13 protein-coding genes and 1 pseudogene are annotated in these 15,993 nt (G+C 72.0%); 10 read left to right on the top strand and 4 right to left on the bottom strand.

Annotated elements, in window-relative coordinates:
* From ACXVGS_RS16585 to ACXVGS_RS16575, 3 genes and pseudogenes are all read left to right on the top strand, one after another.
* Positions 1 to 624: pseudogene (locus tag ACXVGS_RS16585) on the top strand (succinate dehydrogenase/fumarate reductase flavoprotein subunit); the annotation flags it as partial.
* Entirely contained in the window at positions 624 to 1,388 is a 765-nt protein-coding gene (locus ACXVGS_RS16580; RefSeq protein ID WP_458537201.1) for a succinate dehydrogenase iron-sulfur subunit, read from the top strand. The pseudogene ACXVGS_RS16585 and the gene ACXVGS_RS16580, both read left to right, overlap by 1 nt.
* Before the next feature lie 96 nt (positions 1,389 to 1,484).
* Positions 1,485 to 2,648, top strand: coding sequence for a D-alanyl-D-alanine carboxypeptidase family protein (locus ACXVGS_RS16575; protein WP_458537200.1), 1,164 nt, complete (start codon positions 1,485 to 1,487; stop codon positions 2,646 to 2,648).
* Positions 2,649 to 2,918: 270 nt separating this feature from the next.
* Here ACXVGS_RS16575 and ACXVGS_RS16570 read toward each other — a convergent pair whose 3' ends face one another.
* The 4 genes from ACXVGS_RS16570 to ACXVGS_RS16555 are packed head-to-tail and all read right to left on the bottom strand — an operon-like array spanning position 2,919 to position 7,723.
* The gene (locus tag ACXVGS_RS16570; protein ID WP_458530239.1) at positions 2,919 to 3,956 is read right to left on the bottom strand and encodes a YihY/virulence factor BrkB family protein; all 1,038 of its coding nucleotides are present in this window, start codon (positions 3,954 to 3,956) and stop codon (positions 2,919 to 2,921) included.
* Positions 3,953 to 4,498 (bottom strand): 2'-5' RNA ligase family protein, encoded by a 546-nt coding sequence (locus ACXVGS_RS16565; protein WP_458530240.1) that lies wholly within the window; start codon positions 4,496 to 4,498, stop codon positions 3,953 to 3,955. The genes ACXVGS_RS16570 and ACXVGS_RS16565 overlap by 4 nt, the downstream gene beginning before the upstream one ends.
* A 14-nt stretch (positions 4,499 to 4,512) precedes the next feature.
* Positions 4,513 to 5,553, bottom strand: coding sequence for a tryptophan--tRNA ligase (trpS, locus tag ACXVGS_RS16560; RefSeq protein ID WP_458530241.1), 1,041 nt, complete (start codon positions 5,551 to 5,553; stop codon positions 4,513 to 4,515).
* Positions 5,554 to 5,557: 4 nt separating this feature from the next.
* Complete coding sequence (locus ACXVGS_RS16555) at positions 5,558 to 7,723, bottom strand: alpha-galactosidase (protein ID WP_458537199.1); 2,166 nt, start codon at positions 7,721 to 7,723, stop codon at positions 5,558 to 5,560.
* A 288-nt stretch (positions 7,724 to 8,011) separates the two neighbouring features.
* On the opposite strand from ACXVGS_RS16555, the gene ACXVGS_RS16550 reads away from it, so the two are divergent.
* The 7 genes from ACXVGS_RS16550 to ACXVGS_RS16520 form a co-directional block, all read left to right on the top strand.
* Positions 8,012 to 9,379, top strand: coding sequence for an ABC transporter substrate-binding protein (locus ACXVGS_RS16550; protein WP_458530243.1), 1,368 nt, complete (start codon positions 8,012 to 8,014; stop codon positions 9,377 to 9,379).
* Positions 9,380 to 9,445: 66 nt separating this feature from the next.
* A complete protein-coding gene (locus ACXVGS_RS16545) occupies positions 9,446 to 10,387 on the top strand; it encodes a carbohydrate ABC transporter permease (RefSeq protein WP_458530244.1) in 942 nt (313 codons plus the stop codon).
* Complete coding sequence (locus ACXVGS_RS16540; protein WP_458532503.1) at positions 10,384 to 11,289, top strand: carbohydrate ABC transporter permease; 906 nt, start codon at positions 10,384 to 10,386, stop codon at positions 11,287 to 11,289. The genes ACXVGS_RS16545 and ACXVGS_RS16540 overlap by 4 nt, the downstream gene beginning before the upstream one ends.
* The gene (locus ACXVGS_RS16535; protein WP_458537198.1) at positions 11,286 to 13,325 is read left to right on the top strand and encodes a beta-galactosidase; all 2,040 of its coding nucleotides are present in this window, start codon (positions 11,286 to 11,288) and stop codon (positions 13,323 to 13,325) included. Before ACXVGS_RS16540 ends, ACXVGS_RS16535 begins: the two co-directional genes overlap by 4 nt.
* Complete coding sequence (locus ACXVGS_RS16530) at positions 13,326 to 14,129, top strand: DeoR/GlpR family DNA-binding transcription regulator (protein WP_458530247.1); 804 nt, start codon at positions 13,326 to 13,328, stop codon at positions 14,127 to 14,129.
* Entirely contained in the window at positions 14,126 to 15,262 is a 1,137-nt protein-coding gene (gene galT / locus ACXVGS_RS16525) for a galactose-1-phosphate uridylyltransferase (protein ID WP_458532505.1), read from the top strand. Before ACXVGS_RS16530 ends, galT begins: the two co-directional genes overlap by 4 nt.
* Positions 15,259 to 15,993 (top strand): galactokinase (locus ACXVGS_RS16520; RefSeq protein ID WP_458537197.1); only part of this gene is annotated, 735 nt, incomplete at its 3' end. The genes galT and ACXVGS_RS16520, both read left to right, overlap by 4 nt.

Below are 15,993 nucleotides of genomic sequence, written 5' to 3'. Positions count from 1 at the left end.
GCCTGCGTGAGCGTCCACGGCGCCAACCGCCTGGGCACCAACTCGCTGCTCGACATCAACGTGTTCGGCCGCCGCGCCGGCATCGCCGCCGCCGAGTTCGCCTCGACCGCCCCGTGGGTCGAGCTGCCCGAGGCGCCGGAGCTGCACACCACCTCGATGATCGAGGCGATCCGCTCCCGCGGCACCGGCGAGCGCGTGGCCGACCTGCGCAAGGCGCTGCAGGAGACCATGGACCGCAACGTCCAGGTCTTCCGCACCGAGGCCTCGATGAAGGAGGCCCTCGGGGTCATCGACGAGCTCAAGGAGCGCTACGCCAACGTCGTCGTCCAGGACAAGGGCAAGCGCTACAACACCGACCTGCTCGAGGCCGTCGAGCTCGGCTTCCTCATCGAGCTCGCCGAGGTCATCACGCTCGGCGCCCTGGCCCGCAAGGAGTCCCGCGGCGGTCACTTCCGTGAGGACTACGAGACCCGTGACGACGTGAACTTCATGCGTCACACGATGGCCTACCGCGCGCCGATCAACCCCGGCGCCGAGGGTGAGCCCACCTTCGCCAACGAGGTCCGGATCGACTACAAGCCGGTGACCGTGACCCGCTACCAGCCGATGGAGCGTAAGTACTGATGACTGCTGTCGCCGAGAAGCCCGCGGGTGGGGCCGCCCCCGCCGGCGAGGTCCCTTCGTTCACCGTCACGCTGCGCATCCAGCGGTTCAACCCCGAGGTCGACACCGAGGCGCACTACAAGGACTACCAGGTCCTCGCGCACGCCACGGACCGCGTCCTCGACGCGCTGCACCAGATCAAGTGGGAGCAGGACGGCTCGCTGAGCTTCCGCCGCTCCTGCGCCCACGGCGTGTGCGGCTCGGACGCGATGCGGATCAACGGCAAGAACCGGCTCGCCTGCAAGACGCTCATCAAGGACGTCAACCCGGACAAGCCGATCACCGTCGAGCCGATCAAGGGCCTTCCCGTGGAGAAGGACCTCATCGTCGACATGGAGCCGTTCTTCGACGCCTACCGCGAGGTCATGCCGTTCCTGGTGACCAACGGCAACGAGCCGACCAAGGAGCGCCTGCAGAGCCAGGCCGACAAGGACCGGTTCGACGACACCACCAAGTGCATCCTGTGCGCGGCCTGCACGACCAGCTGCCCGGTGTTCTGGACCGACGGGCAGTACTTCGGCCCGGCCGCCATCGTCAACGCGCACCGGTTCATCTTCGACAGCCGCGACGAGGCCGCCGAGCAGCGTCTGGAGATCCTCAACGACAAGGAGGGCGTGTGGCGCTGCCGCACGACCTTCAACTGCTCCGAGGCCTGCCCCCGCGGCATCCAGGTGACGCAGGCGATCCAGGAGGTCAAGCGCGCCCTCCTGACGCGCAAGTTCTAGTCCGCGCACCTCTCACCGCACCGGCTCGGGGACGACTACGGTATGCCGTTGATGTCACCCCTGCCTCGCACCGGACGCGCCCTAGCGGCGAGCATCATGCTCGCCGCGACGGGCGCGTTCGGCGTCTGTGCCCAGGCGTCGGCGGTGCCGGCCGCCGGGAGCACCCCAGCCCCGTCGACGACGACCACGGCGCGCCCGGCCGCGGCCTCCACCCCCTCCCGGCCGGTGGTCGGCGGGGAGGCGCTCGGCCGGCCGGGCGTCATCGTGGACCGTCCCGCCGGGGTGCCCGCCCCGCCGGCGATGCCGTGCGGCTCGTGGCTGGTCGCCGACCTGACCACCGGTGAGGTGCTGGCGGCCAAGGCCCCGCACGCGCGCTTCCTTCCGGCCAGCACGCTCAAGACGCTGGCCGCCCTGGCGCTCATCCCCCGGGTCCGCCCCGAGGCCCTGGTGAAAGCCACCCCGGAGGACGCCAACGCCGACGGGACCCGCGTCGGGCTCATGTCCGGCACGGCATACCGGGCCGGCACGCTCTTCCAGGCCATGCTCATGGCGTCGGCCAACGACGCGGTCTACGCCCTGGCCTCGGCCAACGGCGGGCGCCCCCACACGGTCGGCCAGATGAACGCGATCGCGCGGCACCTCGGCGCGCTGGACACCCTCGCCGTCGACCCCAGCGGCCTGGACGGCCCCGGGCAGACCAGCAGCGCGTACGACCTCGCCCTCATCGGCCGGGCCGCGATGCAGCTGCCGGACTTCCGCACCTACGTCGCGACCAGGCACATCACGTTCCCCGGCGGCAAGGACGCCCGGGGGCGGGCGCGACCGGCATACGACATCCAGAACCACGACCGGCTGCTCTACAACTACCCCGGCGCGATCGGCATCAAGAACGGCTACACGATCGCCGCGAAGCAGACCTTCATCGGGGCGGCGACCAGGCACGGACACACCTACCTCGTCACCCAGATGGCCGGCACCAACGGCAGCTGGCGGGTCACCGCGAAGATGCTCGACTGGGCCTTCGCCTACGGCACCAGGGTCAAGCCGGTCGGCACCCTCGTCGAGCCCGGCGCCCTGGAGCAGGGCCTCGTGCACGCCCAGTCCGGGCTGCAGGCCCGCACGCTGCTGGCGGGTGCTCCTGGCGCTGGGGCGCTCGCCACGCCGCCGCCGCGGCCCTGGGTCGGCGGGGTCGGCCTGCTCGGCGCGGTCACCCTGGTGGGTGCGCTGGCGACCCGCGCGATCCGGCGGACGCGACGCTGACGGGGTCTCCTGCGCCGTTGGTGTGAGGCCGGCTCACCCCGGTGCCGGGGATCTCGTCCTTTTGTCGGAGGCGGTGTGCGGCCGTGGTTCGGCAGACTCGAGTCACGTCGACACCGGCCGATGCACGACGGCTCGGCCCCAGGACGGTGACGGCCCGGTCGGACCCCCTGCCCTCCGGGCCGTCACTCCTGTCCTGCCCCTTTGCGCAAGATAGTGCCGCTCGCGGGGCCAGTTCTGGCCCTTCCAGCGGCGCTAAGTTGCGCAAAGGGTTCAGGAGCGGACGAGGTCGCGCACGCCGCGCAGGCTCCGCCCGACCGCGCGCACCGCGATCGCCCCGGTCAGGCCCAGCACCGCGCCGGCGGCCAGGGTCGTGCGGTCGGCCGCGCGGGTGCCGAAGCTCGGCAGGCTTGGGTCGCGCGGCGGCGGGCCGGACTGCGGCCCGACGGGCTCGGCGGCCGGCTTGAGCGGGCCCACGTCGTTGGCCGCCCACGCCGCGGCGATGAGGATCACCCGGGCGATGAGGTTGAGCCAGAACAGCAGCCCGACGACGATGGCGATCGAGCCGTAGAGAGGGTTGTGCGTGGCCCGGGCGATGAGGAACGCCCCGAAGTACTTCATCAGGGTGAAGGCGATGCCGCCGACGAGCGCACCGTCACGCAGCCGGCGCCAGTCCACGTCGATGTCGGCCAGGACGCGGAAGAGCAGCAGCATGAGCGTCGCGTCGATCGCCGCGCTGACGATGAGCCCCGCGCTGGTGACCAGCCAGCCCGCGTTGCCGAGGCCAAGGCGCTCGGCGGCCCAGCCCGCGGCCGCGCCGACGACGGCGGTGAGCACCGCGGAGAGGAACACCCCCAGGCCCAGGGTCGCCAGCACCCCGAGGTCGCGCAACTTGCTCGTCACGGCGTTGCCGACACTGCCCGTGACACCGAAGACGGCCCGGATGCCCTCGCGCAGGGAACCCAGCCAGCCCAGGCCGGCCAGCACGAGGCTGACGAAGGCAACGACGCCGGTGATCGTCAGGGCGCCGACACCCGGCGGCTTGACCGGAATCGGGCGGTCAGGGTGCTGCGCGTCCTGGATGAACCCGGGGAGCATGGTGCTCAGCGTCGAGGTCACGTGGTCGAGCAGGTCGGGGCGCCCGCGCAGGACCGCCCCGAAGACGGTGAACGCCAGGGCGACCGCCGGGAAGACCGACAGGAACGCGAAGTAGCCCACCCCGCCGGCGAGGATGTTGCCGCGCACGTCGCTGTAGCGCTTCCAGGCCTTCCAGCCCCGCGTGGCCTTGGCCCGCATCAGCAGCTGCTTCACGGCATACCCCCGTCGTCGACGTGCTCCACCTGCCCATCAAATCCGAAGGTGCGTACGGGCCGCCACACGAGGTCCTCCCCGTGCTCGTAGAGGTGGAAGGCATCCACGGTGAAGGTGCAGCGGTAGTCGGCGAGCTCGGTGAACGCACGGTCCATGCTCGCCTCGTCGATGTGGTGGGCCACCGTGACGTGCGGGTGGTAGTTGAACTGCAGCTCCCGGTGCAGCGGGCCGCTGCGCACGGAGCGCTCGAGCTGCTCGCACTCGGCTATGCCCTCGGCGACCTGCACGAACACCACCGGGGAGACCGGCCGGAAGGTGCCGGTGCCGCGCAGCATCATCGTGAACGGGTCGCGTGCCACGGCCACCTTGGCCAGGTGGTCCTCGATCGCGTCCATGTCGTCACCGTCGACCTCGGTCGGTGGCAGCAGCGTCACGTGCGTCGGGATCGAGTCCGCCATCGGGTCCCCGAAGGACGCCCGCTGCCGCTGCAGCTCCTCGCCGTAGGGGGCGGGGATGGCGATGGAGACGCCGATCGTCGGCACGGGAGCGTCCTCCCTCAGCGCTTGGTGGGCAGGAAGCCGACCCGGTCGTAGACCGTGGCCAAGGTGGCGTGGGCGACGTCGCGGGCCCGCTCGGCACCCTCGGCGAGGATCCGGTCCAGCTCGGCCGGGTCGGACAGGATCTCCAGGGTCCGCTCACGGAACGGCGCGGCGACGTCGACCACGACGTCGGCGACCTCCTTCTTGAGGTCGCCGTAGCCCTTGCCCTCGAAGTCGGCCTCGAGCTCGATGATGCTGCGGCCGGACAGGGCCGAGTGGATGCGCAGCAGGTTGGAGACGCCCGGCTTGGTCTCCTCGTCGAAGCGGACCTCGCGGCCGGTGTCGGTCACGGCGGAGCGGATCCGCTTGGCGATGACCTTGGGGTCCTCGAGCATGTCGATGACCCCGGCCTGGCTGGCCGAGGACTTGCTCATCTTGGACGTGGGGTCCTGCAGGTCCTGGATCTTGGCCGTCGCCTTGACGATGTGCGGCTCGGGCACGGTGAACGTCTGGCCGTAGCGGCGGTTGAACCGCTGGGCCAGGTCGCGGGTCAGCTCCAGGTGCTGGCGCTGGTCCTCACCGACCGGCACCTGGTCGGCGGCGTAGAGCAGGATGTCGGCGGCCATGAGCACCGGGTAGGTGAACAGCCCCACCGTCGTGCCCTCGGCGCCGTGCTTGCCGGACTTGTCCTTGAACTGCGTCATCCGGCTGGCCTCGCCGAAGCCGGTCATGCACGAGAGGACCCACGCCAGCTCGGCGTGCTCGTGCAGGTGGCTCTGCACGAAGACGGTGGACCGACCGGGGTCGACCCCGCCGGCGAGGTACTGCGCCGCGGTCCGGCGGGTGCGCTCGCGCAGCTTCGCCGGGTCGACCTCGACGGTGATCGCGTGCAGGTCCACCACGCAGTAGAACGCGTCGTGGGAGTCCTGGAGCCGGACCCACTGCACCAGCGCCCCGAGGTAGTTGCCCAGGTGCAGCGAGTCGTGCGTGGGCTGCATGCCGGACAGGATGCGGGGCAGGCGCGAGGTGGGGGCGTCGGGCGCGGGCATGCGGGACATTGTGTCAGGTCAGGTGCAGCAGGCATCCCTGGGCCGGGGCCAGCACGGGCAGCGGCAGTCCGACGTCGGTCAGCAGCGCGCCGCTGACCTCCAGCCCTCCGGAGGTGGCCGCCGACCACCAGTCCGGAGCGGAGGCCTGGACCGTCGCGGGCTCACCGAGCTCGGTGCGCACCCGCACCCGGTATGCCCGGTCGCGGTCCAGGCCGGGCAGCGGCACCAGGCCGGGGGTCGCAGCCGGCCCGGTCTCCAGGCTCAGCACCTGGAACACGGCCTCGCCCCGGTCGGGCGCCACCGTCCCCTGCACCACCAGGGAGTCGTCGGGCAGGTCCGCACGCACCGGGTCGCCGCTGTGCAGCAGCGGCCGCAGCTCGCGGTACAGCCCGGCCCAGGCGGCGAGCACCTGCCGCTCCTGCGCGTCGCAGGTGGTGAGGTCCCACTCCAGGCCGGCGTGGCCCTGCAGCGCCACCAGCGCCCGGAAGGACAGGTCCAGGTGCCGGTGGGTGGTGTGGGCGCGCGGCGGCCCGATGTGGCTGCCCATCCGCTCCGGCGGCACGAGCAAACCGGTCCAGCGCTGGATGCGGGCCCGCTCGAGCGCGTCGTTGCAGTCACTGGTCCAGACACGGTCGGTGCGGGCGAGCACCCCGAGGTCGACCCGGGCGCCGCCGCTGGCGCAGGACTCGACCTCCAGGCGCGGGTGCCTGCGGCGCAGCTCGTCCAGGACGGCGTAGAACGCGGCGGTCTGGAGGTGCGTGGCCGGCCGGTCCGTCCGGTCCCCGTCGCGGCGCACCGACTCGAGCAGGTCGCGGTTGTGGTCCCACTTGAGGAAGTCGATGGCGTACTCCCCCACCAGGGCGCTGACCCGCTCGACCACGTGCGCCGCCGCGGCCGGGTTGGCGAGGTCGAGCACCTGCTGGTGCCGCCACTCCCGCGGGTGCCCGGCCGCCGGGCCGAGGACCCAGTCGGGGTGCTCGCGCACCAGGTCGGAGTCGAGGTTGACCATCTCCGGCTCGAACCACAGCCCGAACTCCATGCCCAGGCCGTGCACGTGCTCCACCAGCGGCCCCAGCCCCTCGGGCCACACCTGCGGCGAGACCCACCAGTCGCCGAGCCCGGCCCGGTCGTGCCGGCGGCCGCCGAACCAGCCGTCGTCGAGCACGAACCGCTCGACCCCGACCTGCGCGGCGACGTCGGCCAGCTCGGTGAGGTGGGCCAGGTCGGTCTCGAAGTAGACCGCCTCCCAGGTGTTCAGCACCAGCGGGCGGGGAGTATGCCGGTAGCCCGGCTCCGCGCGCTGGCTGCGGTGCAGCCTGCGGCTGAGCCCGTCCAGGCCGTCGGTGCTGTGCACGAACACCACCTCGGGGGCGGCGTAGCTCTCCCCCGGCTCGAGGCGCACCTCCCCGGGTTCGAGCAGCTCGCCGCCGCCGAGCACCGCCCGGTGCATGCCGGCGCCCTCGGGCAGCCGCTCGACGAGGTGCTCGTGGTTGCCGCTCCAGGCCACGTGCGTGGCCCACACCTCGCCGTGCCCGAAGCCGAAGCCCGCCGTGCCGACGGCCAGGAGCAGTGTCGCGTCGTGGCCGGTCCGTCCGCGGCGCGAGGCCCGCAGGTGGGTGCCGTCGCCCAGCACCGACCGCTGCGGCGAGCGCTCCCGGCACCACCGGCCGGTCAGGTCGAGCACCTCGCTCGCCCGGACCGGCAGCGGCAGCAACGCGCGCAGGGCGGCGACGTCGAGCGCCGCGTCAATGGCGCCCGTGTTGGTCACCGACCCGGACACCCGCAGCACCCCGTGGACATCGAGGCGCCAGGCCAGCGAGACCCGCACGCCCGAAGCCGCGTCCTCACCGGTCACGACGAGCTCGCGCTCCGAGGCCTGGTCCACGCTCGCCACCCACCGGGGGGCGGCCGTGCCGCCGCCGCGGTGCCCGGCGAAGCTTGGCGTGCCGAGCCACCCGTCCGCCGGCGAGGGCAGCACGGTCAGCGGCCAGGACTCGTCCAGCGCGCTGTGCGGGACCGGGCCGGACGCCAGCAGCGGCAGCTGGGCCACGGCGTCGTCGGGCAGGTCCGCGCCCCAGTGGAGGACGCGGGGCATACCGGCGGTGCTGCTGTCCACGACCAGCGCCGTGCCAGCGGCGCGCAGGACGTGCAGGTGCGGGGTCACCACCACGGCGCTCACCGCGGCGCCCTCGCGGTGCGGACCAGGTCTCGGGACACGACGGCGGGTCGGTCGGGGGCACACATGGGCGTCAGTGTGGCAGGCGCCGTGGAACGCCGACGGGTCCGCCCGCGGACCGGGTCGCTCCGCGAGCGACCCGGTCCATTGATAGTATTAGTTGATATATGTGAACTTCGGGTGAAAGAATCTGTTGACTTTTGTTACCGGCACGTCCAACATGCTCGGCATGAAGCGCCAGATCGGCGCACACGCCGGAGCCCCGGCGTCCGTCTCCTGCCTGAGGTGCCCATGAAGTCCACGGATCGTCCGGGCCGAGGTCGTCAGCGCGCGGTCGCGCTGCTGCTGGCCCTGCCCCTCGTTGCCACTGCCGCCTGCTCGAGCTCCGGCTCGGAGTCCAGCTCGGGGTCGGGAGGTGGCGGCACCGCCGCAGCCAGCAGCTGCAAGCCCGCCTCCGGCAAGGTCACGCTGCAGTTCTGGACCTGGGTGCCCGGCATGCAGCAGGTCGTCGACAAGTGGAACGCGGCCAACCCCGACATCCAGGTGCAGGTCAAGGAGACTCCCGCTGGCAACGCCGGCACCTACCAGAACATGTTCAACGCCCTGAAGGCCAACACCGCCCCGGACCTCGGGCAGGTGGAGTACGACTCCCTGGCCAGCTTCCGGCTGCAGAAGGGTCTGAAGGACATCAGCGGGTGCGCCGGCGTCAACGACGCCAAGGCGCAGTTCCCGGACTGGACGTGGTCGCAGGTCCAGATGGGCGGCCCCGGCGTCTACGCCGTCCCCCAGGACATCGGCCCGATGGCCCTGTTCTACCGCAAGGACATCTTCGACAAGGCGGGCCTGAAGCCTCCGGCCACGTGGGACGAGTACGCCAGGGACGCGCAGGTCCTCAAGGCCAGGGGCGTCTACATCACCCACTTCCCGCAGCAGGACGCCAACTGGTTCGACGGCCTGCTGTGGCAGTCGGGCGCCAAGATCTTCGACATCTCCGGCAGCTCGGTGAAGGTCTCCCTGGACGGCAGCGACTCGACCAAGGTGGCCGACTACTGGCAGAAGCTCATCGACAACAAGCTCGTGGCCACCAACCTGCAGGGCTTCTCCCCCGACCTCTACAAGGCCTGGGACACCGGCAAGGTCGCGACCTGGGTCTCGGCCGCCTGGGGCTACTCCACCATCCGGGACAACGCCAAGAGCACCGCCGGCAAGTGGGCCGTGGCACCCATGCCGCAGTGGCAGGCCGGCGACAACGCCGCCGGCAACTGGGGCGGCTCGACGACCGCCGTGTTCGGCCAGAGCCAGCACCCGGCGGAGGCGGCCAAGTTCGCCCTGTGGCTCAACACCAACCCCGAGGCGCTCGCGCTCGAGAACTCCCTGGGCGGCCTGTACCCCGCAGCCAAGGCCGGCGCCGACCTGCCGTCGCTGACCAAGGGCGTGCCCTTCTACGGCGGGCAGAAGGTGTTCGACGTCTTCAAGCAGGCGTCCTCGCAGGTCGACACCAACTTCCAGTGGGGGCCGGTCATGACCGACACCAACCGGTTCCTCAGCGACGGGTTCACCAAGGCCCTCAACGGCCAGGGCACCCTGGGTGAGGCGCTGAAGTCGGCCCAGACGCAGACCGTGTCCTCCCTGAAGTCGCAGGGCATCTCGGCCGGATGACCTGACCGGCGCGGGGGCGCCGACGCCCCCGCGCCGCTGGTCCCGCCCGCGAACCATGGAGCAGCCATGACCGCCACGCACACTGCCGCCCAGCAGCTGACGACTGGGCCGGAGCCGACCACCCCGCGCACCCGGCGGCGCAACCGGACCTGGCTGGCCTTCGTCCTGCCGTTCCTGGTGCCGTTCACCCTCTTCTACGTGGTGCCGATCGTCTACGCGATCTGGCAGAGCCTGTTCAAGACCCAGCGCACCGGCGGCCTCTTCGGGGAGTCGCACCAGGTCTTCGCGGGCCTGGAGCAGTACGCCAACGTCCTCGGCGACGACACCTTCCGCCAGGGCGTCCTGCGGGTGCTGCTCTTCGGCATCGTCCAGGTCCCGGTGATGCTGCTGCTGGCGCTGCTCATCGCGCTGGTCCTCGACTCGGCGGTGGCCCGGCTGCGGCGCTTCTTCCGCATCGCGTTCTTCGTCCCCTACGGCATCCCCGGCGTCATCGCGGCGCTGATGTGGGCCTTCCTCTACAGCCCCCAGCTGTCGCCGGTCGTGGACCTGCTCAACAAGGTCGGCACCGCGCCGGACTTCCTCGGCTCGAACCTCATCCTGTGGTCGATCGCCAACGTGGTGACCTGGACCTACACCGGCTACAACATGCTCATCATCTTCTCGGCCCTGCAGGCGCTCCCCCAGGAGGTCTACGAGGCCGCCCGGGTCGACGGCGCCGGCGCGCTGCGCACGGCGTGGAGCATCAAGATCCCGATGGTGCGCCCGGCGCTGGTGCTGACGGCGGTCTTCTCGATCATCGGCACGCTCCAGCTCTTCACCGAGCCCGTGGTCTTCCAGGCCATCTCGACCAACGTCACGAGCGGCTACACCCCCAACATGCAGGCGTACGCCGTGGCCGCAGCGAACAACTACCCGTTCTCCGCCGCCCTGTCCGTGATGCTGGCCCTGGCCACGTTCATCCTGTCCTTCGGCTTCCTGCGCCTGACCCAGAGGAGGGCCGCCGCATGAGCGCGCCGGCGATCCAGCGCCCCGCCCCCAGCACCGCCGACCCCCGCCGCGGGCGCGGCCCCCGCGAGGTCAGCCGCGTCAGCGTCGCGGTGGCGGTGGTCTTCCTCGTCGCCCTCGCCGTCTACTTCCTGCTCCCGGTCTACTGGCTGGTCGTCAACTCCACCAAGACCCAGGGCGACCTGGTCAGCAGCAACGGCTTCTGGTTCGCCCACTTCGCCCTCGTGGACAACCTCAAGCACCTGTTCACCCGCGACGGTGGCGTCTTCCTCCGGTGGGCGCTGAACTCCCTGCTGTATGCCGGGCTGGGCGCCGCCGTGGGCACGCTGCTGGCGACGATGGCCGGCTACGGCCTGGCGAAGTACACCTTCCGTGGCCGGGAGGCGCTCTTCTCGGTGATCCTCGGCGGCGTTCTGGTCCCTGCCACGGCACTCGCCCTCCCCCTGTTCCTGCTGTTCGCCCGGGTCCACCAGACCAACACGTTCTGGTCGGTGTTCCTGCCCAGCATCGTGAGCCCGTTCGGGGTCTACCTGTCGCGGATCTTCGCCGCCGCCAGCGTGCCGGACGAGGTCGTGGAGGCAGCGCGCATCGACGGCGCCGGTGAGATGCGGATCTTCTTCACCATCGCCAGCCGGCTGATGGCCCCGGCGATGGTGACGATCTTCCTGTTCCAGTTCGTGGCGATCTGGAACAACTTCCTGCTCCCCCGCGTGATGCTGTCCGACCAGCAGCTCTACCCGCTCACCTTCGGGCTGTACTCCTGGCAGACGCAGATCGCCCGCGACCCCGCGCTGCAGACGCTGGTCATCGTCGGGTCCCTGGTCTCGGTGCTGCCGTTGATCATCGTGTTCCTGTCGCTGCAACGGTTCTGGCAGTCCGGGCTGTCCGCAGGGGCGATCAAGTGAGTGACGAGGTGAGGAGGACGACGACGGCACCGACCGACTGGTCCGCCCTGCGCGGCGGGGCGGCACGCCTCGGCCTGGGCTGTGACTACAACCCCGAGCAGTGGCCGCGGGAGGTGTGGCGCGAGGACGTGCGCCTCATGCAGGAGGCCGGGCTGACCTTCGTCACCCTCGGCGTCTTCTCGTGGTCGCTGCTCGAGCCCGAGCCGGGCCGTCACGACTTCGGCTGGCTGGACGAGGTGGTGGACCTCCTCGCCGGTGCCGGGATCCGGATCGACATGGCGACCGCCACCGCCTCCCCGCCGCCGTGGCTGTCCGCCATGCACCCGGAGACGCTCCCGGTCGACCGCGAGGGCCGGCGCCTGTGGCCGGGCGGGCGCCAGGCCTGGTGCCCCAGCTCCACGGTCTTCCGTGATCGCGCCGTCGCCCTGACCGCGGCGATGGCCGAGCGCTACGGCAACCACGAGGCCCTCGCCCTGTGGCACGTCTCGAACGAGTACGGCTGCCACAACGTCCCCTGCTACTGCGACACGTGCGCGGCCGGGTTCCGGCGGTGGCTGGAGCAGCGCTACGAGGATGTCGCGACGCTCAACGACGCCTGGGGCACGGCCTTCTGGAGCCAGCGCTACACCAGCTTCGAGCAGGTGCTCCCGCCGCGCCTGGCCCCGACGCCGAGCAACCCCACCCAGGTGCTCGACTACGCGCGGTTCAGCTCCGACGCGCTGCTGGACCAGTTCCTCGCCGAGAAGCAGGTGCTGCGCGAGGTCACCCCCCACGTGCCGGTGACGACGAACTTCATGACGCTGAGCCACTTCCGTCACCTGGACTACACGCGCTGGGCCCCCCACCAGGACGTGGTCAGCACCGACCACTACCTGGTGGCGACCCAGCCGGAGGCCGAGGCCGAGCTGGCCTTCAGCGGGGACCTGACTCGCGGCCTGGCCGGCGGGAGGCCGTGGCTGCTCATGGAGCACTCCACCGGCGCGGTCAACTGGCAACCGGTCAACCCCGCCAAGCCCCGCGGGCAGCTGCTGCGCAACGCCGTCGAGCACGTGGCCCACGGCGCCGACGGCATCGGCTTCTTCCAGTGGCGGGCCTCGAAGGCGGGGACCGAGAAGTACCACTCCGGGCTGGTGCCGCACGCCGGCACCGACAGCCGGCTCTGGCGTGACGTGGTGCACCTCGGTGAGGTCGTCGGTCGCGTCGGCGAGGTCGCCGGGAGCCGGGTCGAGGCCCGGGCGGCGCTGCTGTGGGACTACGAGTCCGGCTGGGCCACCGACCAGCCCTCGCACCCCAGCGAGCTGGTGCGCTACGGGGAGGACGCGCACGCCGTGCACGCCGCGCTCCTCCATCGCGGGGTCGCCGCCGACGTGGTCCACCCCGGCACGGACCTGAGCGGCTATCCGCTCATCGTCGTGCCCACGGTCTACCTGTGGCGCGACGAGTGGACCGGTCCGTTGCAGCGGGCCGTCGAGGCGGGAGCCCGGGTCCTGGTGACCTTCTACTCCGGGATGGTGGACGAGAACGACCACGTCCGGCTCGGGGGCTACCCGGGCGCGCTCCGGTCGCTGCTCGGCCTTCGGACCGAGGAGATGTGGCCCCTGCTGCCCGGGGAGACCAGCGCGCTCGACAATGGCTGGACGGGGTCGGTGTGGGCCGAGCAGCTGCGGCTGGAGGGAGCCGAGTCGCACGCAAGCCACACCGCCGGCGACCTGGCCGGCGTGCCGGCGGTCACGCGACATGCGGTCGGCGCTGGGGCTGCGTGGTACCTCGCGACCAGGCTTGGCCAGGCAGACCTCGACGGCCTGCTCACGCAGGTCCTTTCCGACGCCGGCGTCGAGGCGCCGGTGGAGGCGCCACCCGGCGTCGAGCAAGTCCGGCGCGTCGGTGACAGCGCGTCGTACCTTTTCCTCATCAACCACGGCGACGGACCGGTGTCGGTGCCGGTGACGGGTCACGACCTCGTCAGCGCCACCGACGTCGACGGCCGGCTCGAGCTGGCCGCCGGGGGCGTCGCCGTCATCAGGGAGGGCAGCTGAGTGCTGGCACGCCAACGGCAGGAACGCATCCTGGACGAGGTCCGCGCGCACGGAGGCGTCCGGATCAGCGACCTCGTGGACCTGCTCGACGTCTCGGACATGACCGTCCGGCGGGACATCGAGCAGCTGTCGGCGCGCGGCCTGGTCGAGCGGGTGCACGGCGGGGCGGCGGCGGTCGGCGGTCGCAGCAGCGAGGAGCCCGGCTTCGTCGCCAAGTCCGCCCTGGCCCAGCAGCAGAAGCAGGCGATCGCCCGCGCCGCGGCCCGGCTGATCTCCCCCGGCGAGACGGTGGCGATGTCCGCCGGCACCACCACCCTCGCCGTGGCGCAGGAGCTGCTGGCCGTCCCTGACCTGACGGTCGTCACGAACTCCCCGCCGGTGGCGGACCTCATGCACGACCCGGGCCGACCCGACCGCACGGTCATCCTCGTCGGCGGCGTCAGGACGCCGTCGAACGCCCTGGTGGGGCCGGTGGCGGTCGCGGCGCTGCGCACGCTCCACGTCGACACCCTGATCCTGGGCATCCACGGCATGACCGAACGCGCCGGCCTGACCACACCCAACCTCGTCGAGGGCGAGACGGACCGGGCCCTGGTCGAGGCGGCCCGGCGAGTCCTGGTCGTGGCCGACCACAGCAAGTGGGGGGTCATCGGGCTCTCCACGATCGCCGACCTCGCCGACGTCGACGTCCTGGTCAGCGACGCCGGGCTGACGTCGACCGCCCGCGAGAGCCTGTCGGCCGTCGTCGGCTCCCTCGTCATCGCCGACGACGAGGACATCCACGAAGACGGAGGAGATGCGTGACCCACCCGTTCCGGCGCACCGCGACGCGGCTGGCCGATGGACGCGACCTGATCTACTTCGACGACACCGAGCCGTGGCTGAGCGGCACGTCCGACCGCGAGGCGGTCGACGAGCGCCCCCTGGGCGAGCGGTCCCCGGCCGGCACGATGCGTCGCGACGCGCTGACCGGCGACTGGGTCGGGATCGCCGGCCACCGGTTGGACCGCACCTTCCTGCCGCCGAAGGACGAGTGCCCGCTGTGCCCGACCGGCCGCGGCAGCGCCCCCTCGGAGATCCCGGCCCACGACTACGACGTCGTGGTGTTCGAGAACCGGTTCCCCTCCTTCGCGCCCGTCGCCACCCCCGCCTCCGAGCTGCCCTCCGGCCGCGACCCGCTCTTCGCCGAGGTCCCGGCCCTGGGCCGCTGTGAGGTCGTCTGCTTCACCTCCGACCACGGCGCGAGCTTCTCCTCGCTGTCACCGCACCGGGCACGCACGGTCATCGAGGCCTGGGTGGACCGCACCCGTGAGCTCTCCCGCAACCCTGGCGTCGAGCACGTGTTCTGCTTCGAGAACCGCGGCCAGGAGATCGGCGTGACGCTGCACCACCCGCACGGGCAGATCTACGCCTACCCGTTCGTGCCGCCGCGCACCGCGCAGCTGCTCGACCGGGCCCGCGCCCACCACGCGAGCACCGGGCGGCTGCTCGGTGCCGACATCCTCGACGCCGAGCGCAAGGACGGCTCGCGCATCGTCCTCGAGGGCGAGCACTGGAGCGCCTACGTCCCGTTCGCCGCGCGCTGGCCGGTCGAGGTGCACCTCGCCCCGCACCGCGACGTGCCCGACCTGGTCGCCCTCGAGGACGCCGAGAAGGACGAGCTGGCCGAGGTCTACCTCGAGCTGCTGCGCCGCCTGGACCGCTACTACGTGAAGAAGAACGGCTCCCCGGTGACCCTGCCCTACATCGCCGGCTGGCAGCAGGCGCCGGTCCGGGAGGGGCGGGACGTGTCCCGGCTGCACCTGCAGGTCATGTCGGTGCTGCGCTCGCCCGGCAAGCTGAAGTACCTTGCGGGCTCAGAGTCCGGCGTCGGCGGCTGGGTCAACGACGTGCCGCCGGAGCGGGTCGCCGAGCGCCTGCGGGAGGTCGCCACGTGAGCCTGTGCACCGACGTGGCCGCCACGTTCACCAGCCGCCTCGGCCTCTCCGCCGACGGGGTCTGGTCCGCGCCGGGCCGGGTCAACCTCATCGGCGAGCACACCGACTACAACGCCGGGCTGTGCCTGCCGATCGCCCTGCCCCAGCGCACGTATGTCGCGGCCCGCCGCCGCCTGGACCGTCGGCTGCGGCTGTGGTCCGGGCAGGCCGACGAGCCGGTGGACGTCCAGCTCGACGAGGTGGCCCCGGGCCACCCGGGCGGCTGGGGCTCCTACGTCTCCGGCGTGCTGTGGGCGCTGGAGGAGGTCGGCCACCCCGTGGGCGGCCTCGACCTCGTCGTCGACAGCGAGGTGCCGGTGGGCGCCGGGCTGTCGAGCTCGGCGGCGCTGGAGTGCGCGGTCGCCTCGGCCGTCGCCGACCTCTTCGAGCTCGACCTCACCGCCGACGACGGTGGCCGCGCCGCCCTGACGGCGGTGTGCGTCAACGCCGAGAACACCATCGCCCAGGCGCCCACCGGCGGCATGGACCAGGCGGCCGCGATGCGCAGCCGTGAGGGCCACGCCCTGCTGCTGGACTGCCGCGACGGCTCGGTCGAGCACGTGCCGTTCGAGCCCGAGACGCGCGGCCTGGCCCTGCTCGTCGTCGACACCCGCGCCGAGCACTCCCTGGTCGACGGTCAGTACGCCGAGCGCCGCGCCAGCTGCGAGCAGGCGGCCCGCGAGCTGGGCGTG

It is taken from the genome of Oryzihumus sp. (genome assembly GCF_054325275.1).
This window is presented reverse-complemented; position numbering and strand designations above follow the sequence as displayed.